The 23,136-nt window shown below is 68.2% G+C and carries 26 protein-coding genes; 14 read left to right on the top strand and 12 right to left on the bottom strand.

Features of this window, described 5'->3' with window-relative positions; translation table 11 throughout:
- The 7 genes from WEA29_04770 to WEA29_04740 form a co-directional block, all read left to right on the top strand.
- On the top strand, positions 1-792 hold a 792-nt coding region (locus WEA29_04770; protein ID MEX2323066.1), incomplete at its 5' end, for a hypothetical protein.
- Positions 793-821: 29 nt separating this feature from the next.
- Positions 822-2,033: a 4Fe-4S ferredoxin N-terminal domain-containing protein gene (locus WEA29_04765; GenBank protein MEX2323065.1), complete on the top strand. Its 1,212-nt coding sequence runs from the start codon at positions 822-824 to the stop codon at positions 2,031-2,033.
- Complete coding sequence (gene nrfD, locus WEA29_04760; protein ID MEX2323064.1) at positions 2,030-3,373, top strand: NrfD/PsrC family molybdoenzyme membrane anchor subunit; 1,344 nt, start codon at positions 2,030-2,032, stop codon at positions 3,371-3,373. Before WEA29_04765 ends, nrfD begins: the two co-directional genes overlap by 4 nt.
- Positions 3,370-3,573, top strand: coding sequence for a hypothetical protein (locus WEA29_04755; protein MEX2323063.1), 204 nt, complete (start codon positions 3,370-3,372; stop codon positions 3,571-3,573). Before nrfD ends, WEA29_04755 begins: the two co-directional genes overlap by 4 nt.
- Positions 3,574-3,587: 14 nt before the next feature.
- Positions 3,588-3,884 (top strand): hypothetical protein, encoded by a 297-nt coding sequence (locus WEA29_04750; protein MEX2323062.1) that lies wholly within the window; start codon positions 3,588-3,590, stop codon positions 3,882-3,884.
- A gap of 69 nt (positions 3,885-3,953) precedes the next feature.
- On the top strand, positions 3,954-4,649 hold the full coding sequence (locus WEA29_04745; protein MEX2323061.1) for a response regulator transcription factor: 696 nt from the start codon (positions 3,954-3,956) through the stop codon (positions 4,647-4,649).
- On the top strand, positions 4,646-6,202 hold the full coding sequence (locus tag WEA29_04740; GenBank protein MEX2323060.1) for a sensor histidine kinase: 1,557 nt from the start codon (positions 4,646-4,648) through the stop codon (positions 6,200-6,202). The genes WEA29_04745 and WEA29_04740 overlap by 4 nt, the downstream gene beginning before the upstream one ends.
- A gap of 83 nt (positions 6,203-6,285) precedes the next feature.
- Here the strand turns inward: WEA29_04740 and WEA29_04735 are convergent, their stop codons facing one another.
- A complete protein-coding gene (locus tag WEA29_04735; GenBank protein MEX2323059.1) occupies positions 6,286-6,819 on the bottom strand; it encodes a DUF5698 domain-containing protein in 534 nt (177 codons plus the stop codon).
- Between the two features lie 103 nt (positions 6,820-6,922).
- Between WEA29_04735 and WEA29_04730 the strand changes: the two genes are divergently transcribed.
- Positions 6,923-7,912 (top strand): beta-ketoacyl-ACP synthase III, encoded by a 990-nt coding sequence (locus WEA29_04730; protein ID MEX2323058.1) that lies wholly within the window; start codon positions 6,923-6,925, stop codon positions 7,910-7,912.
- 203 nt (positions 7,913-8,115) lie between these two features.
- Here the strand turns inward: WEA29_04730 and WEA29_04725 are convergent, their stop codons facing one another.
- The 4 genes from WEA29_04725 to WEA29_04710 all read right to left on the bottom strand — a co-directional run bounded on the left by WEA29_04725 (position 8,116) and on the right by WEA29_04710 (position 10,608).
- Positions 8,116-8,304 (bottom strand): hypothetical protein, encoded by a 189-nt coding sequence (locus tag WEA29_04725; protein ID MEX2323057.1) that lies wholly within the window; start codon positions 8,302-8,304, stop codon positions 8,116-8,118.
- A 373-nt stretch (positions 8,305-8,677) separates the two neighbouring features.
- Positions 8,678-8,953, bottom strand: a complete 276-nt coding sequence (locus tag WEA29_04720) for a hypothetical protein (GenBank protein MEX2323056.1) — start codon at positions 8,951-8,953, stop codon at positions 8,678-8,680.
- Complete coding sequence (locus WEA29_04715) at positions 8,946-9,350, bottom strand: DUF126 domain-containing protein (protein MEX2323055.1); 405 nt, start codon at positions 9,348-9,350, stop codon at positions 8,946-8,948. The genes WEA29_04720 and WEA29_04715 overlap by 8 nt, the downstream gene beginning before the upstream one ends.
- Positions 9,343-10,608 carry an aconitase X catalytic domain-containing protein gene (locus WEA29_04710; GenBank protein ID MEX2323054.1) on the bottom strand — a complete coding sequence of 422 codons (1,266 nt, stop codon included), beginning with the start codon at positions 10,606-10,608 and terminating at the stop codon, positions 9,343-9,345. Before WEA29_04710 ends, WEA29_04715 begins: the two co-directional genes overlap by 8 nt.
- Before the next feature lie 138 nt (positions 10,609-10,746).
- Between WEA29_04710 and WEA29_04705 the strand changes: the two genes are divergently transcribed.
- From WEA29_04705 to WEA29_04690, 4 genes are all read left to right on the top strand, one after another.
- Positions 10,747-11,127 (top strand): hypothetical protein, encoded by a 381-nt coding sequence (locus WEA29_04705; protein ID MEX2323053.1) that lies wholly within the window; start codon positions 10,747-10,749, stop codon positions 11,125-11,127.
- Between the two features lie 8 nt (positions 11,128-11,135).
- Positions 11,136-12,098 (top strand): haloacid dehalogenase-like hydrolase, encoded by a 963-nt coding sequence (locus WEA29_04700; protein ID MEX2323052.1) that lies wholly within the window; start codon positions 11,136-11,138, stop codon positions 12,096-12,098.
- A 123-nt stretch (positions 12,099-12,221) separates the two neighbouring features.
- Positions 12,222-12,986 carry an SDR family NAD(P)-dependent oxidoreductase gene (locus WEA29_04695; protein MEX2323051.1) on the top strand — a complete coding sequence of 255 codons (765 nt, stop codon included), beginning with the start codon at positions 12,222-12,224 and terminating at the stop codon, positions 12,984-12,986.
- A gap of 165 nt (positions 12,987-13,151) precedes the next feature.
- Positions 13,152-15,488, top strand: coding sequence for a glycerol-3-phosphate 1-O-acyltransferase (locus tag WEA29_04690; protein ID MEX2323050.1), 2,337 nt, complete (start codon positions 13,152-13,154; stop codon positions 15,486-15,488).
- Positions 15,489-15,782: 294 nt separating this feature from the next.
- Here WEA29_04690 and WEA29_04685 read toward each other — a convergent pair whose 3' ends face one another.
- The 6 genes from WEA29_04685 to WEA29_04660 all read right to left on the bottom strand — a co-directional run bounded on the left by WEA29_04685 (position 15,783) and on the right by WEA29_04660 (position 21,150).
- Positions 15,783-16,427, bottom strand: a complete 645-nt coding sequence (locus WEA29_04685; protein MEX2323049.1) for a NifU family protein — start codon at positions 16,425-16,427, stop codon at positions 15,783-15,785.
- A 27-nt stretch (positions 16,428-16,454) separates the two neighbouring features.
- Positions 16,455-18,911 (bottom strand): HAD-IC family P-type ATPase, encoded by a 2,457-nt coding sequence (locus WEA29_04680; protein ID MEX2323048.1) that lies wholly within the window; start codon positions 18,909-18,911, stop codon positions 16,455-16,457.
- 14 nt (positions 18,912-18,925) lie between these two features.
- Positions 18,926-19,345, bottom strand: a complete 420-nt coding sequence (locus WEA29_04675; protein MEX2323047.1) for a thioredoxin family protein — start codon at positions 19,343-19,345, stop codon at positions 18,926-18,928.
- Positions 19,338-19,748, bottom strand: a complete 411-nt coding sequence (locus WEA29_04670; GenBank protein ID MEX2323046.1) for a TIGR03667 family PPOX class F420-dependent oxidoreductase — start codon at positions 19,746-19,748, stop codon at positions 19,338-19,340. The genes WEA29_04675 and WEA29_04670 overlap by 8 nt, the downstream gene beginning before the upstream one ends.
- Positions 19,745-20,146 (bottom strand): thioesterase family protein, encoded by a 402-nt coding sequence (locus tag WEA29_04665; protein MEX2323045.1) that lies wholly within the window; start codon positions 20,144-20,146, stop codon positions 19,745-19,747. The genes WEA29_04670 and WEA29_04665 overlap by 4 nt, the downstream gene beginning before the upstream one ends.
- Before the next feature lie 179 nt (positions 20,147-20,325).
- The gene (locus WEA29_04660; GenBank protein ID MEX2323044.1) at positions 20,326-21,150 is read right to left on the bottom strand and encodes a hypothetical protein; all 825 of its coding nucleotides are present in this window, start codon (positions 21,148-21,150) and stop codon (positions 20,326-20,328) included.
- Here WEA29_04660 and WEA29_04655 point away from each other — a divergent pair.
- Positions 21,149-21,757, top strand: coding sequence for a nuclear transport factor 2 family protein (locus WEA29_04655; protein ID MEX2323043.1), 609 nt, complete (start codon positions 21,149-21,151; stop codon positions 21,755-21,757). The two genes, WEA29_04660 and WEA29_04655, sit on opposite strands and share 2 nt — an antisense overlap.
- Before the next feature lie 18 nt (positions 21,758-21,775).
- On the opposite strand, the gene WEA29_04650 is transcribed toward WEA29_04655, so the two are convergent.
- Positions 21,776-22,537 carry an undecaprenyl-diphosphate phosphatase gene (locus tag WEA29_04650; protein ID MEX2323042.1) on the bottom strand — a complete coding sequence of 254 codons (762 nt, stop codon included), beginning with the start codon at positions 22,535-22,537 and terminating at the stop codon, positions 21,776-21,778.
- A gap of 71 nt (positions 22,538-22,608) precedes the next feature.
- Between WEA29_04650 and WEA29_04645 the strand changes: the two genes are divergently transcribed.
- Positions 22,609-23,130 carry an SAF domain-containing protein gene (locus WEA29_04645; GenBank protein ID MEX2323041.1) on the top strand — a complete coding sequence of 174 codons (522 nt, stop codon included), beginning with the start codon at positions 22,609-22,611 and terminating at the stop codon, positions 23,128-23,130.
- Positions 23,131-23,136 lie beyond the last annotated feature (6 nt).

Raw genomic sequence — 23,136 nt, 5'->3', positions numbered from 1 at the left:
GGGGCGGTGCACGGCAGCCAGCACGACCTGTCCAACGGCGTCTACGCGTGGCTGGAATCGGCAGAGCCGGACGGCTCGACGTCGGCGGTGTTGCTCGGGATGTATGTGGTGGATTCGTTCGGGTTCCATGGGATGGAGGAGGAGTATGCGGAGGCGACCGAGGTCGGGGGGCGTGATGCCGGCTCGGTGGCGAAGGTGCTCGCTGCGGTGGACGCGGTGGAGTGGCCGCACGATCTGAGCGACGTCGCCGCCACCTTCCGCGCCGACGTGGCCGGGTTGCACGCGGCGTTGGAGGCGGGGGATGTGGATGGGGCTCGTGACGGCCTGGGGGCGGTGCACGGCAGCCAGCACGACCTGTCCAACGGCGTCTACGCGTGGCTGGCCGGCATGCCCGTCGGTGGGCACGGCGGTGACCAGGCGGATCAGGCGGCCGACGTCGTCGAAGTCATCGAGGTCGACATGGTCGAGTTCGGGTACGTGCCGGAGACGATCGACATCAGGGCCGGTGTGCCGGTCATCCTCCGGTTCACGAACACCGGCAGGCTCGTGCACGAGGCCATGGTCGGCGACGCGCACATGCAGGAGGAGTTCGCCGCGGCCGGGGATCACGATGATGGGCACGGCGGCGACGATGACGGCCACCACGGGGACCTCATGGCGGTCACCGTGGCCCCGGGGGAGACCCGCGACCTTGAGGTCCTCATCGACCGGCCGGGCACCTGGTACATGGCCTGCCACCTGGTGGGCCACTACGAGAGTGGCCAGGTCGCCACGATCAACGTGACGTCGTAACCATACCGGAGAGCCAGGAGGGCGAGGAGATGGCCGAGCGGTCCGACACCGTCGACTCCCAGTCGTTGTGGGAGGCTCGGGCGCGCGCCGTCCTGGAGGAGTCGGGATACGACGTCGAGCTGGGCACCCAGGTCGCCCGCGACGCCCAGCGGGTCATCGCCGACCAGCTGTCCGCCGAGGAGTTCGGGCGCCGCTACCACGACGCCTACGTCGAGCAGTTCGGCCGGGACGACCGCCCCGACTCGCCCGATGCAGACGATCAAGCCGAAGAGGACGGTCGACCGCCCGAGGAGCCGCGCATCGTCTCACGCCGCGAGTTCCTCGGTGCCTTCGGAGGCGCCGCCGCCGGCGTGCTTTTCTTGGGCGCGCTCTACCGCCGTGGCGCTTTGGCGAACTCCGCATTCAAGCCACCGGGGTCGGCGACCGGCGCCGGCGCGGCGGGCGCGGCGGGTGGCGCGACCACGCCGGTCCAATACGGCATGGTGATCGACCTGGAGCGCTGCGACGGCTGCCTCTACTGCGTCGATGCATGCCGGGAGGAGAACGGGCTCGCCGACGGCGTGCTGTGGCCCTACGTGTTCTCCTACCAGGAGCCGGACAGCGATCGGACGGAGTTCCTCGTCCGGGTGTGCCAGCAGTGCACGCAGGCGCCGTGCATCAAGGTGTGCCCCACGGCGGCGCGCCACCGGCGACCGTCGGACGGTCTCGTGTTGACCGACTACGACGTGTGCATCGGCTGTCGCTACTGCGAGGTCGCCTGCCCCTACGGGGTCAACTACTTCCAGTGGGGCGACCCGGCGACGTACGGCGGCAGCTTCCAGGGTGAGCGCCGGGATGCCAGGGGCATCGCCGTGGACGGCGACCCCCCGCGGGGGGTGATGGGCAAGTGCACGTTCTGCCCGCTGCGCCAGGACGACCCGGAGCGCCGCGGCGGGACCGCGTGCTCCGAGGCCTGCCCGATGAACGCGATTCACGTCGGGGACATGAACGATCCCGACAGCGCACCGAACCGGTACCTCGCGCAGCGCCGTGCCGACAGCAGCGGGAGACTGCCGACCTTCAGGCTGCTCGAGGATCTCGGCACCGAGCCCAACGTCGTCTACATCGGCGCGCCGCCGTCGTCCCGAGCGGCGCTCGTGGAGGGACCGGTGTCCTACGAATCCTGGGGGCTCGTCGAGGACCGCCGTGGGCTGCTCAAAGGTCCGCAGCCGTGGTTCCAGCGGATCGGAGGCGGGGCATGAGTATGGACGTCATGGTCGAGAAAGACCGCGCCAGCGAGCCCGATGAGGTGCCGGCGGGCCGGCGCGCCGCCGTCCTGCGGCCCCTGGGCAGGCCGTCGCCGCGATACCTCATCGTGTTGGGCGCGGCCCTGATCGCCCTCCTATGGTTCGTGCAGGCGTGGGTATTCCAGCTCCGACACGGGCTCGTCGTGACCAACCTGAGCGATTGGGGAACCGGTGGTGGCGTGCCCTGGGGCCTGTACGTCGGTTCGTTCATCTGGTGGGTCGGTATCGCTCACGGCGGAATCGTGGTCTCTGCGGCGGTGCGACTGTTCGGCCTGGACGGGCTGAAGCCGGTCGCCCGCCTGGCGGAGCTGCTGACCCTGGCCGCACTCGCCAACGCCGGCCTGTACATCATCCTCCACGTGGGCCGGCCCGACCGGATCGTGACGAGCATCCTGCCCAACCTCGGTCAGACCATCCGAAGCTCGCCGCTGGCGTGGGACGTCGTCGTCATCACGCTCTACTTCGTGCTGACCGCCACCTACCTCGCCCTCACCATCCGCCACGACCTCTTCGAGGTCCGCAACCGTCTGCCCGGCGCGTTCGCACCGCTGTACCGGGCGGTGCTCGTCGGCTATCGGCCCGAGGAGCGGCCGAAGTCCGAGCGGATGGCCTGGTGGCTGGCGCTGGGCGTGATCGTGCTCGCCCCGCTGTTTCTGCACGGCGGCGTGATCCCTTGGCTCTTCGCCCTGCTGCCCGGACAGCCGGCGTGGTTCGGGCCCGCCCAGGGCCCGCAGTTCCTGGCGGCGGCACTGAGCTCGGCACTCGCCGCGGTGACCATCCTCGCCTACGTCTTTCGGCGCGTCTATCGGTGGGAGGAGATCATCCCCGACCGGGTCTTCGACGGCCTATCGCGGTGGACCGGGCTCTTCGCGCTCCTCTACCTCTGGCTGCAGCTCCAGCAGGTGATCACCGGCGCAGCCATGGCACCCGACGCGGTCGGGTCGGCGATCGCCGCCAAGGTGGGGTCGCCCCTCTTCTGGTTCGCCATGACGCTGCTGGCCCTCACCGTCGGGCACTCGGGTGCCCAGGCGCTGTCGCCGCGGCTCTTCAGCGTCGGACGGACCGCCGCGGTGGCCGTTCTACCGGTGCTCGCCATCCTCATCGAGAAGACCCTGTTCGTGATCGAGGGCCTGATGCATCCGGCCTTCACGCTGTACGAAGGGATGCCGAGCACATACACGCCCTCGTGGGTCGAGCTGTCGTCGGTGATCGGTGCCCTGGCCATCGTCGTGCTGTTCTTCCTCGGGGCGGCGAAGGCCCTTCCGCTCGTCGAGCTGGGAGAGGGGGAGCGATGAGTTCGCCTAACTACGGCCTATGGCTCCTCCTCGGCGTCGTGTTCGCGCCCTTCTATCTCATGCTCGCCGGATGGTTCTTCGGCAGGCCCCGCGAGCTGCGCCTGCCCCTGATCGGGCTGGGATTCCTCGTCGGGCTCACTGCGCTCGCCTGGGGTGGAATGGCGCTGTTCGCCTTCGTTCTGCGGATCGTGTTCTTCTAGAGAGGAGGTCAGCCATGGGTCGCCCACGACCCGACACGGAGCGGCCGCTGGAACGCGCCCTCGGCTTCTCGCGGTGCCCTTCGTGCACCTACGACTTCGCCACCGGCGAGGGCTGGCGGGCCTGCAACTACTACGGCTGTCCCTACCTGCCCGAGGCGCTCGACGTGTTCTGCCCGATCTGCGTCTACAACTTCTATACCGGGGACGGCAACCCGGGGTGCAGCGACCCGCCCGACTGCGACTTCGCCCGGGAGGAGGCTCCACGTCGGGTCGCCGCCGTGGCCCGCTGGCAGGCGCGCCAGGGGGCGTGACCACGGGCCGGGTGGCGATGGCAGGTCGCCCCACTGGTACCGTCACGAAAGAGCCGGAGGGCAGTAGCGGTGGAAGATCGGCCTGACGCGGATGGGCCCATCCGCGTGATCCTCGCCGAGGACCACGCGTTGGTGCGTGAGGGCACGCGCCGGATCCTCGAAGCGACCGGCGACATCGTGGTGGTCGCCGAGGCTACGGACGGAGAGGCGGCAGTGGCGGCCGTGGCTCGTCATGAGCCCGACGTCGCCATTATCGACATCGGCATGCCGGGGATCAACGGGATCGAAGCCACCCGACGGATCAAGGCGAGCCACCCCCTCGTGGGCGTGCTCATCCTGACGATGCACGATGACATCCAGTTCATCCTGACGGTGATTGAGGCCGGCGCCGCCGGCTACCTCCTCAAGGACGTGGAGGGCAGCCAGCTCATCGAGGCGGTGAAGGCGATCCGGGCCGGCGACTCGGTGCTCCACTCGACGATCGTTCACAAGGTCTTCGCCCTGCTGGCGTCGGGCGAGCAAGGGCAGAGGCACTCCGATGTCGAAGAGCCCTTGACCGATCGCGAGCTCGAGGTACTCCAGCTGGCGGCCCGCGGGATGGCCAACAAGGAGATCTGCGCCACCCTCGACATCAGCGTCCGGACCGTGGAGGCGCACCTGAGCCACATCTTCCGCAAGCTGGACGTCGGCTCGCGCACCGAGGCGATCTACCGCGGCCTGCGCCACGGGTGGTTCACGATCGACGAGCTCGAACCTCCGCCGTGACCGACACTCCGATCGTGGTGCCGTCCCCGGAACGCCCCCTCTTGGAGCGCATCGTCACGTTGATCGGCAACCTTCCGCAACGGGTCCGCGAGCGGCCGTTCTGGATCACCCAGGCTGGCGTGTTGGGCGTCACCGCTACCCACGTCCTGGCCGAGATGATCGCCCGGCAGGCCGAGCTGGACCTCCCGGCGGCGTTGCACCACGTTCCCGTCATCCTCTACCTCGGTCCGATCAGCTATGCGAGCCTGCGGTTTGGCACGGAAGGGGCCGTGCTCACGGGCCTGTGGAGTGCCGCACTCACGGTGCCAAACCTCCTGATCTGGCATCGGGCCGACTTCGAGTGGCTCGAGGTCCTCTACGTCGCGGTGGTCATCGTCGTCGGGATCGTCATGTCGTTTCCGGTGGACCGTGAGCGCCAGCAGCGGCGACGGGCCGAGGCCACGAGCCAGCGCCTCGCCCTGCTCGACAGCATCGCCACCCTCACGCTGACGGCGGACCTGCCGTCGACGCTCGACGAGACACTGCGCCGACTGCTCGACTTGCTCGGACTCGAGGCGGCGTGTGTCGCCGTCGCCGACTCGGCAGAGCCGGGAGCGGAGTTCTCCGTGCTCGCATGTCACCCCGGTGGCGCTTCTGCCGACGCTGCCCTGACCGCCTACCTGCATGAGCGGCGGTCGCCTGCGAATGGTGCCCCCTCGGTGTCCTCCGGCGTGGGCATCGTGGTCGTTCCCCTCACCGCCGACCTCCCCGGGTCTGGGTCCGACGGCCGCGTGAGCGGCCTGCTGGCAACGAAGGTCGATCCGGAACGGCCCCTGACCGGCGGTGACCATCGACTGCTCACCGGCGTGGCCAGTCACCTGGCGATCGCCATAGCCAACGAACGGTTGACGGAGAGCAGGCGCAACCGGCTGCGCTCCTACGCCAGGTTGATCACCGAGGCGCAGGAGGAGGAGCGCAAGCGCATCGCCCGTGAGCTGCACGACGAGGCGTCGCAGAACGTCGTCGTCATCCGACGCAGTCTCGCAGCCCTCGCCTTGAGCCTCGACGACCACCCGGCGGCCGCGGAGCTGCGCGAGCTCACCGATCTCGCCGGACAGACCGTCGCCGGGATGATGAGGTTCAGTCGCGACCTGCGCCCTCCGACCCTGGACGAACTCGGGCTGTCCTCGGCGCTGGACCAGTTGGTCACCCAGGTGCGCCAGCGCAGCGCGCTCGCCGCCGAGTTTCGCGTGATCGGTCAATCACGGCGTCTTCCGATTGAGTCGGAGCTCGCCGTCTTCCGCATCGGTCAGGCTGCGCTACACAACGTTGAGCGCCATGCGGCAGCCGAGACGGTCGCGGTCGAGCTGACGTTCGAGCCGGGTCTGGTTCGCCTGGAATTGACCGACGACGGCTGCGGCTTCGAGCCTCCGCAGAACCTCGCCGAGCTCCCCGAGGCGGGCAAGCTCGGGCTCATCGGCATGCACGAGCGGGCCCAGCTCGTCGGGGGGACGCTGGACATCAGCAGTCGCCCCAACGCCGGGACCAGGGTCCTCCTCGAAGTGCCCGGATGATGCTGCGTCCGGCGGTCGCCCCTCGTCGGGTTCTGTGCGATCCGTGGCCGGCGGTGTGCTGACCGGTGGATCGGAAGAAGGGGCTACTTGCGAACGCCGGTGCGCTTGTGCCGTTGGATCTCGGGAACGGTGATGTCCTCCACCGTGGTGAAGGCCTCAGGATTGACGTCGGCGATTATGCCCAGCGCCGCCTTGACGCTGCGCCGGGGGAGCACCATGAGGGTGACCCGCACGTCCCCGTCTCGGCCCTCGGCGTTGAGAACGGTCACCTTGAAGCCCGCGTCGCGCAGCGCAGCGGCCACCCGCGGCTGGGTCCCGGGTTCCGCCGTGGTCACCACCCGGATCAGGGAGGTGCCCATCGCCAGCCACCGTTCGATCACGCCACCGAGGAGGGTGCCGAAGCCGAAGCCGGCGGCGAAGGCCACCACCCGCACCGGGTTGTCCAGGTTGCCGAACACGAGAGCGGCTGCCGCCACCCAGGCCGCCGACTCGAAGAAGCCGAGAATGGCGGCGATGCCGATCCGGCCGCGCATGAGGGTCACGATGCGCACGCTGGCGATCGAGACATCCACCATGCGCAGGGCGAAGATGAGCAGACTGCCGAGGAATAGTTCCACGGCTGCATTCTCGCCGCTCCCGGTGTGGACACCAATCCCGACAGGCGGGCGACGGGGTCATCCCCGGCGGTAGTCTGCGACAGAACCTGCTGAGGGGATACCTGTGGCGACCAAGATCGGCCTGCTCGGATTCGGCGCATACACCCCGAGCCGGGTGATGACCAACCAGGACTGGTCGGAACTCGTCGACACCGACGACGAGTGGATCCTCCAGCGCACCGGGATACGGGAGCGACGTTTCGCCGCCGACGACGAGTCGACGGTCGACCTGGCAGCAGCGGCAGCCGAGAAGGCGATCGCCGATGCGGGCCTCACCGCCACCGACATCGACGAGATCATCGTCGCCACCGACACTCCCGAGGTGTACACCCCCGACACGGCCGCCCACCTTCAGGACCGACTCGGTGCCCGGACCGTCCCCGCGTATGACCTCGGTGGGAGCGGCTGCGCCGGATTCGTTCTCGCCCTCGACATCGCCCGCGCCCGGGTACGGGACACCTCCAAGAGGGTCCTCATCGTCGGCGTCGAACTGATCTCCCGGCTCATGGATTGGAAGGACCGCACCACCTGCATCCTGTTCGGCGACGGTGCCGGCGCGGTGGTGCTCGGCGATGGTGACGGAGTGCAGGCCGAGCTCCTCGCCGCCACGTCGGGGACGGAGGGCTCGTACGCTGGCATCCTCACCCTCGAGACCGGCGGTACCCGGCGTCCGTTCAGCCTGGAAGAGGCGCAGAAGGACGGTCACCACGACATCGTGATGAACGGTCGCGAGGTGTATCGCCAGGCGGTCAAGCGGATGAGCGAGGCGGCAGCCACCGTGCTCGACATGGCGGGGCGGGCGCGCGAGGAGATCGCCTTGGTCATTCCCCATCAAGCGAACCTGCGGATCATCGAGGCGGTGCGCGCGAAGATGGGTCTGCGCGAGGAACAGGTCTACGTCAACGTCGACCGCTACGGCAACACGGGATCGGCGACCGTGCCACTGGCGCTAGCCGAGGCTCGCGAGGAGGGCCGCATCAACCCGGGAGACCTGGTCGTGCTCACCGCGTTTGGCGCCGGTTTCCACTGGTCGGCGGCAGCCCTCCAGTTCTGAGGGGGTGCGCGAATAGGTTCGCCCCCGGGATCATGTTTCGGCTTGTGGCAAGCCGAAACATGACGAAGCCGGCGACCTATTCGCGCACCCCCTGACGGTCAGTCGCCGCCGCTGGGGTGCCGGGACTCTGGCCGATTGGCCCCAAGGCGTTGACGGCGGCGACGGCCACGAACCCGTCTCCCATCATCCCCCGAGCGTATCGCTCAGTTGTTGGAGGTGGGGGTGGGGATTCGAGCCGGCCTCGGAATCGGCTGGAAGTGGTTCCAACAGTGCTCGTTCTTGTTGTACGCGGACAGCTTCGTCGCGCAGCCGTCGGCGCTGCAGACCCGTCCTTCACCGTAGGTCTTGCGCACCCGGCCGCCTGCCAGTTTCGAGATCGAGTGGTCACTCACGGCACGAACCTTGCCACGGATCGGGCTGATTCTCAAAGTGAGGAAGGGTGTATCGCCAGCGGGCGAAGACGGGTAATCTCGTGGCTACGGAGAAAGGAGGTGGTCCAACAGTGAGTTTCAGTATTCCCAGGACCCCGGAGGTGGTCGGGCGCTAGAGCGGCCAGCCACGGGGTGGCCGCTCTCCGGGAGACTTCCCGGTGGTGGCGACTCCAAACCTGGACCACCGGAGTCGGGAGATCCACGAGTCTGGTCCGCCCGTGGCAGCGTCGTAGACGCTGAAGTGTCTCCCGGCTCTTTCGCGTCCGGAGTCGGGTCACATCCGGGCGAGGACCCGGTGCACCGTCAGCCAGGTGGAGCGCCGTGGTAGGTGGGCTCAGAGCGCCCAGAAGCGCGTCGGCGCGGTCACCTTGCGGTACATGGCGACGGTGCGGCCATCGCCGACCGTCTCACCGATGGAGTCGAAGTCCATGGCCTTGAAGAAGCCGACGGCATCGAACGACGATCGGCACCACAGCAGCGCCGCCCCCTGGTCGCGGGTGTGATCCAGGCAGGCTTCGACGAGCAGGAGCCCATCCCCGGCGGCGGAGGGCGCGGGGCGGGCCGGTCGGGACCACGGTGTAGTCGTGCATCGTCGGCATGGGTCACTCATTCTGCTCCAAACCGTCGGGTCCCACCGCGAGGAAGTCGCCGGTGGCTATCTCGTCGAATCGGATCCGGTCGACCACGACCACCGGGCAGGTGATCCCGTACAGCTCCTCGGCGACCACCGCCCCTACAAGAAGGATGTCGTCCGGGTGGACCATGACGATCGCTGCCGGGGCCGTTCCGAGGCGTATCGCCTCTGCGATGACGCTCGCCGACGACGACGAACCGCGCCCGGTGGGCATCACGAGGATCGTGCCGGTGACCGTCTCGCCCACCTGCGGGTGGCGCCGGTCGATGATGCGGCCCGAGTGAGGGTCGAGTCCACCCCACATCGAGAGGGGCTCGTCGAGTACCAGGGCGGTGCCCTGAGTGTCTCCGGGGAGGAGTACCCGGTCAGCCACGCCACACCGCTTCGTCGCGGACGACCCGTCCGGCGATCGCCGACTCGACGCAATCCTCGAGCGTCCCGAAGGCGACCTCGACCCCCATGTTCCCCGGCGCGTAGTACGCCCACTTGCCCGAGTTCGTCATGACCACCCCGTCGAGGTCACCCATGATCGGCGTGATGTACGTGCAGGTGTCGGTGACGATCCGAACCCCGGCCTCCCGGAGGCGACCCGCGGTCCCGTCGGCGGCGGCCTCGGCGAGTTCCTCACGGCTCGTGTTCACGTAGACACTCACGGTGGACGCGACGGGCCGGCCGTCGAAGAGCAGCGCCATCCGACGCATCTCGTCGACGGAGAAGTGGGGAGTTCCGACGCTGATCGCCGTCAGCGGGCCGTCGGTGGCGGTGGACAGGTCGGCCCACGCCGAGCGGAGTGCGTCCAGGGAGACATCGATCACCAGATCGGGTTCACCGCCGAGGAGAGCGTCGGCGAGGGTGTCGGCCTCGGGGGTGACGCCGACAGCATGGAACATGGCCACCCCTCCCGAGGAAGCGGCCGCGGCACCGAGCGCCTTCAAATCGTCTTCCGACGCCTCCGGCGGAAGTCCCGTGATGACGGGGACCAGCGTGCCGGTGGCACCGCCGACGAGGTGACCGAGCACCGGGTAGAGCGCCTCCGACCGCGCCAATCCATCGGGCAGACCCTCCAGTCTGAACACCGCCCGGGCGGCTCGCCGCTCGTCGAGGTGAAGGCCGGCTTCCGGAACCCGACCCGTGATGGCGGCGCAGGCGTCGATGAAGTCGCCGTAACGGTCGGTGCGGGCCCCGAGCACCGAGTTGGCGAACACGATGGCGTTCGACTCCGCCCAGGCGATGTGGTCGCCGAAGGCCGGTCGGCGGGCACTCTGATACGGAGCGCACGTCCAGGTGGGTTCCCCGCCGATGGCGACATAGGCGGCCATCAGTCGACGGCCGTGATCGGCGAGAGTCGCATCGCCCCGGAACAGCTCCGGGTGCAGCAGGTCCAGCGATGACACGTTGAGGGTGGTGGGGACCCGCACCCGTCCGCCGGTGGCAGCGAGGCGTTCGGCGAAGTCGAGGCCCGCCTCGCCGTGATAGAGGCACGAGTCGAGGTGTGCTGACGTGATGTCGATGAAGCGCTCGGCTCCGCCCGCCTCGGCCATCCGAACCAGGATGCGCATGGCGAGGGCACCTGCCTCACCGTGGTCGCCTTCGAGGAACGAGCGGTCGAATTCAGAGAGGTGGAGCGACACGGGGGAACGGTAGAGCGGTCGCCCGTCGCCCGTCGCCTCTTGCGAATTGCGAATCGCGAATTGCGAATCGCGACCTCCCAGCACGCGTCGTGCCGGCCGCCTAAACTACAATCCTGTAACTCGATCACGGAGCGGTTCATGGTTCTCGCCGAATCCTTCACCCCGGCCGTCGATCATCGTGCCGCTGCCACCACCGCGGCTTCGATCCACCTCCACTATGAGGGCTCGGTGATCGAGCAACCACTCGCTCGCTATACCGGGATCGAGGGCCTCGATGGCATCGCCGTCCTCGCTCCCACCCAGGGTCTCGTCGAATGGTTCCCTCACGACGACCAGCCACTCGCCGATCTCGCACCGATGGCCCGTGAGGTCGACGGGAGCGGGGTGGCCCTGTGTGTCGTCGTACCGGCGTCGAGAATGGGCGAGGCCCATCGCGCGCTGCGCGGTGAGCCGCTGACGCTGCAGCCCTGGTGGCGTGACGGTGAGACCGTTCGGTTCGGGGGTCCCGAAGTACCCTGACGGGTGCCATGCCGGTACCGCTGTTCACCCAAACGCACATCGCTTTCATCTGGGACTTCGATCGCACCCTGATCCCGGGCAACCAGCAGGAGCCCCTGTTCGCCCACTACGGCGTCGACGACCAGGAGTTCTGGCAGGAGGTCGACGGTCTCGTCGACTACTACGCCCGCCGGGGCACCCTTGTCGCCCGGGACACCGCCTACCTCCTCCACATACTCACTTACGTCCAGGCGGGCATCTTCGACGGTCTCACCAACGCCAAGCTGTTCGAGCTGGGCAAGGAGATCGTCCCGGCGCCGGGCATCCCCGACTTCCTGGAGGCGACCCGCCGGCGGATCGCCGAGGACGACCGGTATGGCTCTGAGGGCATCACCGTGGAGCACTATGTCGTGTCGACCGGGATCCGTCCCATGATCGAGGGCAGCGTGATCGCCGCCCACATCGATGGCATCTGGGCGAACACCTTCATCGAGAAGCCGGCTCCGCCCGGCTTCAACGCCGCCGGGTCGCAGACCCGGCTGGACGTCGACGGCAAGGGCCACCCGATCACCGCCATCGGCTACATGATTGACAACACCGCCAAGACCCGGGCGATCTTCGAGATCAACAAGGGAGTCAATAGACAGGCCATCGACGTCAACGCCCGGGTGAGCGAGGATCAGCGACGGGTGCCGATTCGCAACATGATCTACATCGCCGATGGACCGAGCGACGTGCCCTCGTTCGCCATCGTCAACGAACGGGGCGGCAAGACGTTCGGGGTGTACACCACCGAGCCTCGCAACAACTTTCGGGGTGTACGCGAGCTCCAGGAGCAGGGGCGCATCCAGGGAATGGCCGAGGCCGACTTCCGGGAGGGAAAGGCCGCCTACCTGTGGCTCATGGACTCCCTGGAACAGATCGCCGAGGGCATCCTCGCCGACCGGGGTCGTACCGTCGCCGGCATCCCCCGGCCGCCGGGGCATGTGTAGGGCGGCCTTTGGCCGCCAGCCTTTAGCTAACAGGTTTCAGCCTTTAGCCAGATGCGACCCGGGTACCGTCGGGGTGACCAGGGCCGCTGGCTCTGACACTGCGATTGACTGGGAGGCGAGTCGATGAAGGTTGAAGGTTTGCGCGCGTTGGTGACGGGTGGTGCATCCGGGTTGGGGGAGGCGACGGTGCGGCGGCTGGCTGCGGCCGGGGCGTCGGTGGCGATCCTCGATCTGGCCTCGTCGAAGGGCGCCGAGGTGGCCGACGAACTCGGTGTCGTCTTCGTGGCCGCCGACGTCACCAATGCGAACGACGTCGCCGCTGCGGTCGATGGGGCCTCCGAGGCGCTGGGCGGGATCGACCTGTGCGTCAACGCCGCCGGGGTGGCTCCGGCACACCGTGTGTTGACCCGGGACGGGGAGATGTTCCCGCTCGACCTCTATCGCTTGGTGATCGACATCAACCTGGTCGGAGTGTTCGACGTGACCCGGCACGCTGCTCGCCACATGGCCGCCAATGACCCCAACGACGATGGCGAGCGCGGTGTCGTCGTCAACGTGGCATCGGTCGCTGCTTTCGAGGGCCAGATCGGCCAGGCGGCGTACTCGGCCTCCAAGGGCGGGATCGCCGCCATGACCCTGCCGCTGGCGAGGGACCTCGCCTCGTACGGCATCAGGGTGATGACGATCGCCCCCGGCATCATGGACACGCCGATCCTCGACGCCGTGTCTCCCGACCTGAAGGCACAGCTGGCCGCGGTCCACGTCTTCCCCAAGCGGCTCGGCCACCCCGACGAGTTCGCCGCTTTGGTAGTCCACATCGTCGAGAACGCCCTCCTCAACGGCGAAGTCATCCGCCTCGACGCAGCAGCGAGGATGGGACCGCGCTGAGTGGCTTCGCCGCTCCAGATGGCGGATGGCAGATAGCCGGTAGCCGGTAGCCGGTAGCCGGTAGCTGGTAGCTGGACCCGCCTCTTGCGTTGAGCGTCAAGCGTTGTGCGTCGCAGCGTCGATTCTTGTTGACTCCCGACCCTCGGCGGTCGACACTTCTCCTCCATGTCCCTTGCCGCGGTGCCCGAGCCTTCACGCCCCTTCCCCGATCCGGCTGGCCGACCGGTTTGCTTCCTGGTCGACGCCTCGAGTTCGGTCGAGGAGCGGATGATCGAGCGCTGGCTCGCCGAGCATCGTCCCGCCGGAGTCCCTTCGGCGGTGGTGCGACTCCCTGGCTCGCGTCGCCGACGCGCCGGTGACGGCGCCAGCGCCATCGCCGGGATCCTGGACCGGTCCGACGACCCGATGCTCATTCCGGTACGTGTCGCCTGGATGAGCCCGGTGGGTCGCAAGCGTCGGGTGCCACGGCTCATCGACCTGATCACCCTGGGGGATCCCCGCGATCCGAACCGGCTGCTCCAGGAGATCATCATCCGCCTGCGCCCGGACCGGGCGCGGGTGATGACCGGCGAACCGGCCACCGTCTCGCAGCTCCGTGATCGGTTTGGAGACGGCACTGACCGCGAATTCGCCGAGTTCGCCTACCTGCAAGGAGTTCTGGCCCTGGAGGTCGCCGAACGCAGGATGCGAGGGAACCGGTACAAGGTGCCGAGGTTCCTCGCCGAGGACCTCCTATCGAGTAGCGGGTTCCGGGCCGGCCTGGCCGAGGTCGCCCGTGCAACCGGCGAGGATCTCGACGCGGTGGAGGCTCAGGCGGCCACCTATCTGAAGGAGATCGCGGCGACTCCGAGCACCTTCGTCCTCGACCTGGTGGCAGCGCTCATCCGGATCGTTTACACCCTCGGTTACCACCACCGTATCCAGTACGACGCCGACGACCTCGAGCGGGTCGCCGCCATTGGCCGGGAGCAGCCAATGGCCTTCGTGCCGAGCCACAAGTCCAACATGGATCACCTGGCGCTCACTTACGTACTTTATGAGAACGGCCTGCCGCCCAACCACGCCGCCGGCGGTATCAACATGAACTTCTTCCCGGTCGGCCCGCTGCTTCGGCGTCACGGCATATTCTTCATCCGCCGTTCGTTCAAGGACAACCCGACCTACAAGTACGTCCTCAAGGCGTACATCGGGTACCTGCTGGCCAAGCGTTTTCCCCTGGAGTGGTACATGGAGGGCGGGCGCAGCCGCAGCGGAAAGCTGCGGGCACCCCGGTTCGGGATGCTCACCTATGTGGTCGACGCCTGGCGCAACGGGGCCAGCGACGATGTGATCCTCATCCCGACCTCGATCGCCTACGACCAGATCCAGGACGTCGGGGCTCATGCCGACGAGCAGCGAGGCAAGGCCAAGGAGCGCGAGTCGTTCGGGTGGATGCTGCGGGTGCTCAACTCACTGCGTAGGCGTTACGGGCGGATCTACCTGCGCTTCGGCGAGCCGATATCACTGGCTGACTCGCTGCGCGAAGAACGCGTCGACCCGGACGGGGAGGGCACGCCGATCGACGTCGCCAAGCTCGGCTTCGAGGTGATGGTTCGGATCAATCGGGCCACGCCCATCACCCCGATCTCGCTGGTCGCCCTGGCCCTCCTCGGCGCCAGCGACCGGGCGGTCACCGTCGCCGAGACCTCCGCCGGGCTGCGGGCGTACCTCGACGTCGTCGAACGCCGCGGCCTGCCGGTCACCGAGCCCATCCAATTCGACGATCTGGCGGCCGTCGGGGCTGCGCTGAACGCACTGGTCGAACACGGCGTGGTCACGCGATACGACAAGGGACCCGACACGGTCTACGCCATCGGTGCCGACCGGCACCTGGCCGCCGCCTTCTATCGCAACACGATCATCCACTGGTTCACCACCGGAGCCATCGTCGAACTGGCCCTCGTCGAGGCTTCCCGTTCCACCGGGGCGACCGATGCCGCCTTCGACCAGGCGGCTCGTCGGCTCCGAGACCTGCTCAAGTTCGAGTTCTTCTTCGCCGGACGAGACGAGTTCGCCGACGAGGTCCGCGCCGAAGTCGAGTTCGAGGCTCCGGGTCGGGGCACGCTGCGATCGTCGGCCGACGCCGAGGCCGTGCTGCGTGCCCGCTCACCGCTCACCGCGCATTGGGTGATGCGCCCGATCTTCGAGGCATATCTGCTCGTGGCCGAGGACCTGGTCGATCGCGACTACCGGCATCCTGTCACCAAGGAGGACCTGGTGGCATCGTGCCTGACCCGGGGCGCCCAGTACACCCTCCAGCGGCGCATCCGTAGCCCGGAAGCCGTGTCGTCCGCCATCTTCGAGAGCGCCATCGAGTTGGCCGCCAATCGGGGCCTCCTCGCCGGGGGAGACGCCTACCAGTTGGAGTGCCGCCAGCGCTTCGCCGACGAGATCAGAACCGTGGTAGCCGCCATCGACCAGGTGGAGGAAGTAGCGAGGGGCGGGGGAGTAGCGAGTAGCTAGGGGCGAGGGGCGAGGGGCGAGGGTCAGAGAAAACAGATAGCCAACCGCAGGTGTACCGAGGGAAACTCTCTCCCCCCGTAGGGGGGAGTACCGCCGAAGGCGGGGAGGGGGGAGGGCGATCACTACGTAGGCCTCGCGACGCGTCAGCCCTCCCCCTCCGTCATCGGCCTTCGGCCGCTGCCACCTCCCCCTACGGGGGAGGAGAGTCAGAAGGGGTGCCCGTTTCGAACGGTGTCCAAGTACCAAGTACCAAGTACTCAGCCTCTGGCCATAAGCCATGAGCCATGAGCTCTCTCAGTGGCTGTGCCCCTCATGCCCGTGCCCCGCGCCGGCGGCCTCGTAGTACGGATTGACTCCAGCGTCGTGGTCGGTGACGTCGATGATGTGCTTCACCTCGGGGAGGGCCTGCTTGATGGCTGCCTCGATGCCTTGGCGGAGCGTCACCTGGGCCATGCCGCAGCCCTGGCAGCCGCCACCGAGTCGCAGGTACACGGTGTCGCCCTCGGCGGCGACCAGCTGGGCGGTGCCACCGTGGGAGCCGATCGCCGGGTTGATGTGCTGTTCGAGGATGGTGCGCACCTTGTCGGCGAGCGGACCGGTCAGCTCGCCTGCGGCGCCGTCGATGAGTGGCGACACCGGATTGGGGTTGTCGATGCTCAGGCCGCCTTCCTTGATGAGGATGGTGGCGCCTTCCAGCTTGTCGGCGCTGCCGCCGAGAACGGCGACCGGTAGATCACCGAAGTGCTGGAGGACGTCGTCTTCACCCACGTCTTCGACGGGGACGAAGGTCAGCTCGTACCGGAACTGCAGGTTGGCGATGCCGGCGATGCCGACGGTGAGCGCCAGCTCCTCGGCATCGGGCTCCGAGGCCCTGATCTCGAGGATGGTGGTGATCGCCTCCGGGGTGAGGTCGATGACGGTTCGGTCGGTGATGGCCATGGGGGCATCGTAGGAGGGGCGACCCGTTTACCCCAGATCGTCGTCGGGGGCGCCCCCGACGCGGGCCGACCGGCGTCGCAGGCGACTCATACCCCGCCTGACACCACCCAACCGGCCCTGTTCCTCGAGCTCGCGTCGCAGCAGGTCGGGTACGTCGGCCATCCAGCCGACGGCGCGCAGGGCCGCGTAGAGCATCGATCCGATGATGGCGACGATGCCGAGACCGGCGAGCATCATGACCGGGCTCGGGAGCCCGAACTCGAAGAACTCACGGCCCCCCGGGGTGAGGAAGACGAGCGCCAGAAACCCGCCCATGGTGGCGACCAGGACCCGGCGGCCGAAGGTGAGCGGTCGCGAGTTGATCACCAGGGCGAACAGCCCGACGGAGGTGATCACGAAGGTGGCGAGCGTGCGGGCCTCCAATAGGGCGAGGCCCTCGTCGATGGCCAGGTTGTAGGCGGCGTAGGCGGCCAGGGCGGCCATGATCCCGACGGGGACGGCGAACAGCAGCACCCTCCCGACGAAGCCTGGCCTCGCTTTGGTGGTGTTCGGGCCGAGAGCCAGGAAGAACGCCGGTGCCCCGATGGTGATCGTCCCCACCAGGGTCATGTGTCGCGGGACGAACGGGAACGGCTGCGAGAAGATGCCGACCAACACGGCCAGCAAGAAGGAGTACACCGTCTTGGTGACGAACAGGTTGGCGACCCGTTCGATGTTGCCGATGACGCGACGGCCCTCGGCGACGATATGGGGGAGCGTGGCGAAGTCTCCGCTGAGCAGTACGAACTGGGCCACCGCCCGCGAAGCCGATGAGCCCGAGCCCATGGCGATGCCGATGTCGGCGTCCTTGAGCGCCAGGACGTCGTTGACCCCGTCGCCGGTCATCGCCACCACCCGGCCCTCGCGTTGGAGAGCTCCGACCATGGCCCGCTTCTGGTGGGGGGTGACCCGTCCGAAGACGGTGCCTTCGATGGCGGCACGGTCCAGCTCCGGCCCCTCCTCGGGGAGGGTTCGGGCATCGATGACCTTCCCGGAGAGCCCCACCTTGGCGGCGATGGCAGCGACCGTGTCGGGATGGTCGCCCGAGATGACCTTGACCTGCACTTCCTGCTCGGCGAAGAAGGCGAGCGTTTCGGCGGCCTCTGGCCGGATCTGATCGCTGATGGCTACCACTGCCGCCGGTATCAACCCCGCCGGCAAGGTGTTGCCGTCCAACGCGTTCGGGCTGTGAGCGAGCAAGACCACGCGCTTGCCGGCCGCGGTGGCGGTGCGGATCGTCTCGGCGATCGCTTGGTCGCTCGACGAGACCATCTCCGGAGCACCGAGCACCCAGGTGCCTCTGCCGTCGAACTCGGTCGCCGCCCACTTGCGCGCCGAGGAGAAGGGCACGGCAGCGATCTGGCGCCAGCCAGAGGGGGGAGGGAATGCCTCCAGCATCGCCTGCGTGGTCGCGTTGGGGCTGGTGTCGTTGGCGGCGAGCGCTCCGAGTGCCTCCTCAATGGGTGCATCGATGAGTGCCACCACTTCGTCCACGGCGAGGCGACCCTCGGTGAGGGTCCCCGTCTTGTCGAAGCAGACGACGTCGACCCTGGCGAGTCCCTCGACTGCTGGCAGTTCCTGAACGAGCACCTGGCGGCGCCCGAGACGCACTACGCCAACGGCAAAGGCGACCGACAGCAGGAGGACCAGGCCCTGGGGAATCATCGCCACCATGCCACCGACGGCCACCCGGATCGCCTCTTTGAGCTCGTCGTTGGCTCGCAGCTGGCTCCAGATGAGCAGTGCCATGGTCGGGGTCATCACCCACCCGATGGCGGCGAGGATCACGTCGATGCCCTTGCGCAGCTCCGACCTGACGAGGGTGAACTTCTTCGCTTCCTGAGCCAGACGGGCGGCGTAGGCATCGTTGCCGACCCGCCGCGCCTTGTAAACGCCGGAACCCGCCGAGGCGAAGGAGCCGGAGAGAACCTCGTCGGCTCGCTGCTTGGCCACCGGGTCGGCCTCACCGGTGAGCAGCGACTCGTCGACTTCGAGGCTCTCGCTAGTGACCACGACCCCGTCGACGACGATCTGGTCGCCGGCGGACGCCACGAGGAGGTCGTCGAGCACCACCTGATCCACCGGGACCTCGTACCTGGACCCGTCGCGTATCACCACCGCACGCGGCGCATTGAGTAAGGCCAGACGATCGAGAGTCCTTTTGGCTCGGAGCTCCTGAACGATGCCGATGAGGGCGTTGCTCACCAGGACGACGCCAAACAGAGCGTCCTGGGGTGGGGCCACCACCAGGATGACGGCGAGGAGGACGCTCAGCAGAACGTTGAAGAGGGTGAAGACATTGCTGCGGATGATGTCGCCGACGGTGCGGGTGGGTCCGTCGTCGACCCGGTTGACGGCCCCGGCGGCGATGCGCTGACGAACGTCGGCATCGGTCAGGCCGCTGAGCGATGAATTGTCGGCGTCGGGGGTGACGTCGGTGACCACGATGTCGCTGGAGGCTACCCGGCGCGGGTGGCTCCGTTGGTTTCCAGCACTCTCGCCAGGTCGTCTTTCTTGACCAGTCCCGAGGCGCGCCACCTCGGCGACACCGACGCCGGCTGTACCGCCGGCGCACCCCCGGCGCGCTTACGCGCCTTCTTCGATGGCGTGCGCTGCGACCGGCCCAGGAGGACGAAGGTGGGTGTGGAACGGATGGTGAACGCAGCGACCGCCCCTGGGACGCGACGGACGTCGACCTTGACCACATGGGCGGTGTCGGCGAACTCCTCGGCCAACTCGTCGACGATTCCCGACATGATCCGACACGGTCTGCAGTCCACCTGGAAGAAGTCGATGAGCACCGGCTTGCCCTCGGCGGTGAGCGCCTCGAGCTCGTCGAGAGTGTCGAGGTGGGTGGCTTTGACTCGCTTCTTAAACATCGACCCTCCATCGGGTGGCCACCACCCGCACCACCGACGAATATTCGGCGGCGAAGCGTTCTGGCGTGTACCCCATTCTCGTCATCCGTTCGAGGTACTTCTCCCGGTAGCTCAGGTGAGCATCGCTCGGGGGTCCGTCGGTGATCACGGCGATGCCTTCCACGGTGACCACGCGGCCGCCTTCTTCGCTGTCCAGGTTCAGCGACACCCGGGGATGCCGGCCGATGTTGCGCAGCCGCTGAGCGTCGGGTCGGCTGTAGATGGTGAATCCGGCGTCGTCGTAGACGAACCACACCGGGGAGGCCTGCGGCTGACCATCGCGGCGCACGGTGGTCAGCCACGCCACCGCTGCCTTGTCGAGCGCCTCGGCGATCGCCGCCGGTGGCAGGCTTGGGTCGGTCATCCCTGCTCCAGCAGTGGCTCGAGCGCCTGGCGGAACTCTTGCGGCGTGCGTACCGGCTTGCCGTCGAGGTCGGTGCAGGCGGCGCGCACCGTCGCCTCGACCAGTACCTCGCCGTTGCGGGTGATGACCTGGCGCCAGGTGCTCGCCGACGCCCCGAGGTCGGCGAGGGTGGTCGTCACGACCAGGCTGTCGCCCGGCCCGGCCGGGCGTTTGAAGGCGACGTCGATGCCGACGACCACTACCCGAAAGCCCGCCCGTTCCAGCGTGACCATGTCCCACCCGATGCCGTCGAGGACGCCGATGCGCGCCTCTTCGCAGTAAGTCAGGTAGGTGGCGTGGTTGACGTGGTTATACGGGTCGAGCTCGCCCCACCGCACCGCGATCGTGGTCGTGGACATGAGACACGAGGGTACCGGCCTGCGATAGAGGTCCAGCGGCCATAGGCCGATTGCGGAAGGCGACGGCGTGTTTGCGGTCCCCTCCCCTGAAGGGGGAGGTGGCATCGGCCGCCGGCCGATGACGGGGGGGGAGGGCTGACGCGTCGCGGGGCCCACGTAGCGCTTGGCCTCCCCCCTTCCTACGGCGCTACCGGGACGCCGTAGACCTCGTCGACGTCGTAGGACCTCGTGGTCGAGCGGGGGATGGTTCCGAGTACGGTCCACGACCCGCCGGTGCGGTAGCGGCCCTGCCATGAGTGGGTGACCGTGATCCGGTATGCGGCCAGCGTCGGATGGCAGGCCGCGCCTCGTGGGTGGTTGCGACGGTAGGTGGGGGTGCAGGTCTTGAGCCGGTAGGCGTGGCGGGCACCGCCTCCGGCGGCGACTGGCGGGTCGTGGGCGAAGGTGGGCGTACCGTCGCCCCAGTCCACGAGCACCGAGATCACCCGAGCCTCCACCTCGAGCACCCGTCTGTCGGGAAGGGTCTCGCGGTGACGAAGGGGCGTGGGCCGCGGCGCCGTCAGCACGCTGTCCAGGTTGGTGATCCCCACGGTCGGTCTCAGGCGCGGGGAGGGAGTCGCCAGGGTCCAGGAGCGGAAGACGCCCCAGGCGATCGAGCCGGTGTTGATCGTCGTGGTCGGTGGCCGTGCCGAGACGCACCGGGGACGAGCGGCCCTGGTGAAGATGATGGCCTGGTCGTTGGCAGGATCGAGTGAGTCGAGACCGGGTGGGTACCGCGACCAGTACCAACACGACCCGGACCCGCTCGCGGTGATCACCAGGTAGCGGAGCGGCGGCTTGGTGGTGGTGACCGTCGTCGAGGTGGTCGCGCCCCCAAACGAGCACTTGATGCCGGTCGGGGTGACGACACACCGGTCGTCGGCGCGCGCCGCGGTTCGCAGAGCGAGAGCGATTGGGATGATGATCAGCAGCACCGCCAGCCGTGCGCTCGTGGAGCGCGGCATGCGGAGACCGTATGCTCTCGTCGGTCCCGAATCAATAGCCCTGGAGGCGACGGTGTCGGCGGAGTCCGTGACCCTGCGAGCGATAGAGGCGAGCGAACTCGCCCCTCGCCCCTCGCCCCTCGGGGTACGATCGGATCCCGAACCTGAGGAGTATCCCGTGGCCGACGAAGCCGTCCTCGAGCTGTTGCGCCGACCCGTCAGCGACGAGGCTTACGACGAGGTGCGCGAGCTGTGGAAGCAGCACAGCAAGGCCGAGGACGCCCGCGACATCGCCGGGCTGCTCGCCACCCTCACCGAGGACTGTGTGTACGAGCTGGTCGACTCGGGCCACCGTTGGGAGGGTCACGAGGGCGCCACGCGCTTCTACACGGGTCTGCTCGGAGCCTTTCCCGACATCGTATTCGAACTCTCGGACATCGTCATCGGCCCGCAGGGTGTGTTCGAGATGGCCGACGTCCACGGCACCAGCCTGGGGCCGTGGCTCGGGCAGGAACCGACCGGCGAGCGCGTCGAGTTCCGGGTCGGGATCTACTTCCCGTGGGATCCGGAGCGCAAGCTGTTCACCGGTGAGCGCATCTGGAGCGCCGGGCTGAGCGTCAGGGGGTGAGCGAATAGGCTCGCCCCCTCACAGCCTGAGGTAGGCGAACAGCCCGAACAGGATGCAGTAGATCGCGTACGGCGCGATCCCGATGCGGGCGATGAGCCGCACCAGGAACGAGATGGCGGCGTACCCGGTGACGGCAGCCACGGCGACACCGACGAGCAGCGACGGCTCGAATCCGCCCCGGTCGATCAGGTCTAGCCCCTCGAGCAGCCCGGCGCCGGCAATAGCCGGGATACCGAGTAAGAAGGCGAAACGCGCTGCCTCGACCCTGGTCATGCCCTGGGCGAGTCCGGCGGTGATCGTCATCCCGGACCGGCTGATGCCCGGGACCAAAGCCACCGCCTGCGCCATGCCGACGATGAGGGCATCTGGGATCCGGGCGTCGCTCACCCGGCGATTGCCGAGCGGCAGCCAGCGGCTCAGGCCGATGATGACTCCGGTGACGATGAGGGCCACCGCCGCCATCCACGGCTCCGAGAAGATGATCTCGAGTGGTCCGTCGAGGGTGAGGCCGGCGATCGCCGCCGGGATGGTGCCGATGATCAGGAGCATCCACAGGTGGCGGTTGTCGGCGGCGAGTGGCCGGGTGACGAGGCCGATCACCTCGCGGCGGTAGAACCAGACGACGGCTGCCAGGGTTCCCAGATGGAGGACGGCGGTCGTCGCCAGGTCGGGCTCCACCATGCCGAACAGGGCAGGGACGAGCGAGAGGTGACCGCTCGATGAGATCGGGAGGAACTCGGTGATGCCCTGGATGAAGCCCCAGAAGGCAGCGGTGACCATCGGTGGGACGATAGCGGTGACCGTCCGCCAGACCCCTTCCCGGGCGGCGGGTCGCCCGATACGGTGCCGCGGTGTACTGGCTGCAGCGTCCACCGCATCTACGACGAATCGGTGCGGGTCTCCTGGTGCTCTTCGCCCTGGTCTGGGATCTGCGCTCGGCGGCGACCGAGCCGTACCCCTTCGCGGCGCGTGCGATCCCGCCCGGGGGAGCGTTCACCGACGAGGTCATCGAGTGGCGGTCACTGCCGCTCGGTGCCCTGCCTGCGCCCGATCTGGGCGCAGGGGCCGCCGCCATCGCCATCGGGGCGGGTGATCCGATCACACCGTCGATGATCGCCCCGGTAGCAACCGTGCCGGACGGGTGGTGGGCAGTGCCCGTCGACCTGCCATCGCGGTCCGCCGTCGGTACCGCGGTGATGCTGGTGGTGGTGGAGCCGCCGATGAGCATCCCGGGGATCGTGGTCGCCGCCCAGCGCGGCGACCGATTCTCCCTGGACTACACACCGTCGCTGGTCGCCGTTCCCGGGGAGATGGCCCCGCTGGTCGCCGCCGCCGAACGCGCCGGGATGCTGGTGGCGGCTACCGAGCCGTGAACCGCT

Source organism: Acidimicrobiia bacterium (assembly GCA_040902765.1).
Lineage (GTDB): Bacteria > Actinomycetota > Acidimicrobiia > Spongiisociales > UBA11373 > DATKBG01.
Note: the sequence above shows the minus strand (reverse complement) of the source record. Positions and strands in the feature narration are given on the sequence as shown.

What these genes read in the sequence shown, in the direction of transcription:
- WEA29_04690 (MEX2323050.1), top strand. Translation starts at nt 13,152, where the DNA reads ATGTCCCTTGCCGCGGTGCCCGAGCCTTCACGCCCCTTCCCCGATCCG.
- WEA29_04650 (MEX2323042.1), bottom strand. Translation starts at nt 22,537, where the DNA reads ATGGTCACCGCTGCCTTCTGGGGCTTCATCCAGGGCATCACCGAGTTC.
- WEA29_04675 (MEX2323047.1), bottom strand. Translation starts at nt 19,345, where the DNA reads ATGTTTAAGAAGCGAGTCAAAGCCACCCACCTCGACACTCTCGACGAG.
- WEA29_04765 (MEX2323065.1), top strand. Translation starts at nt 822, where the DNA reads ATGGCCGAGCGGTCCGACACCGTCGACTCCCAGTCGTTGTGGGAGGCT.
- WEA29_04670 (MEX2323046.1), bottom strand. Translation starts at nt 19,748, where the DNA reads ATGACCGACCCAAGCCTGCCACCGGCGGCGATCGCCGAGGCGCTCGAC.
- WEA29_04655 (MEX2323043.1), top strand. Translation starts at nt 21,149, where the DNA reads ATGCGGAGACCGTATGCTCTCGTCGGTCCCGAATCAATAGCCCTGGAG.
- WEA29_04665 (MEX2323045.1), bottom strand. Translation starts at nt 20,146, where the DNA reads ATGTCCACGACCACGATCGCGGTGCGGTGGGGCGAGCTCGACCCGTAT.
- WEA29_04685 (MEX2323049.1), bottom strand. Translation starts at nt 16,427, where the DNA reads ATGGCCATCACCGACCGAACCGTCATCGACCTCACCCCGGAGGCGATC.
- WEA29_04705 (MEX2323053.1), top strand. Translation starts at nt 10,747, where the DNA reads ATGGTTCTCGCCGAATCCTTCACCCCGGCCGTCGATCATCGTGCCGCT.
- nrfD (MEX2323064.1), top strand. Translation starts at nt 2,030, where the DNA reads ATGAGTATGGACGTCATGGTCGAGAAAGACCGCGCCAGCGAGCCCGAT.
- WEA29_04700 (MEX2323052.1), top strand. Translation starts at nt 11,136, where the DNA reads ATGCCGGTACCGCTGTTCACCCAAACGCACATCGCTTTCATCTGGGAC.
- WEA29_04695 (MEX2323051.1), top strand. Translation starts at nt 12,222, where the DNA reads ATGAAGGTTGAAGGTTTGCGCGCGTTGGTGACGGGTGGTGCATCCGGG.
- WEA29_04750 (MEX2323062.1), top strand. Translation starts at nt 3,588, where the DNA reads ATGGGTCGCCCACGACCCGACACGGAGCGGCCGCTGGAACGCGCCCTC.
- WEA29_04720 (MEX2323056.1), bottom strand. Translation starts at nt 8,953, where the DNA reads ATGAGTGACCCATGCCGACGATGCACGACTACACCGTGGTCCCGACCG.
- WEA29_04755 (MEX2323063.1), top strand. Translation starts at nt 3,370, where the DNA reads ATGAGTTCGCCTAACTACGGCCTATGGCTCCTCCTCGGCGTCGTGTTC.
- WEA29_04660 (MEX2323044.1), bottom strand. Translation starts at nt 21,150, where the DNA reads ATGCCGCGCTCCACGAGCGCACGGCTGGCGGTGCTGCTGATCATCATC.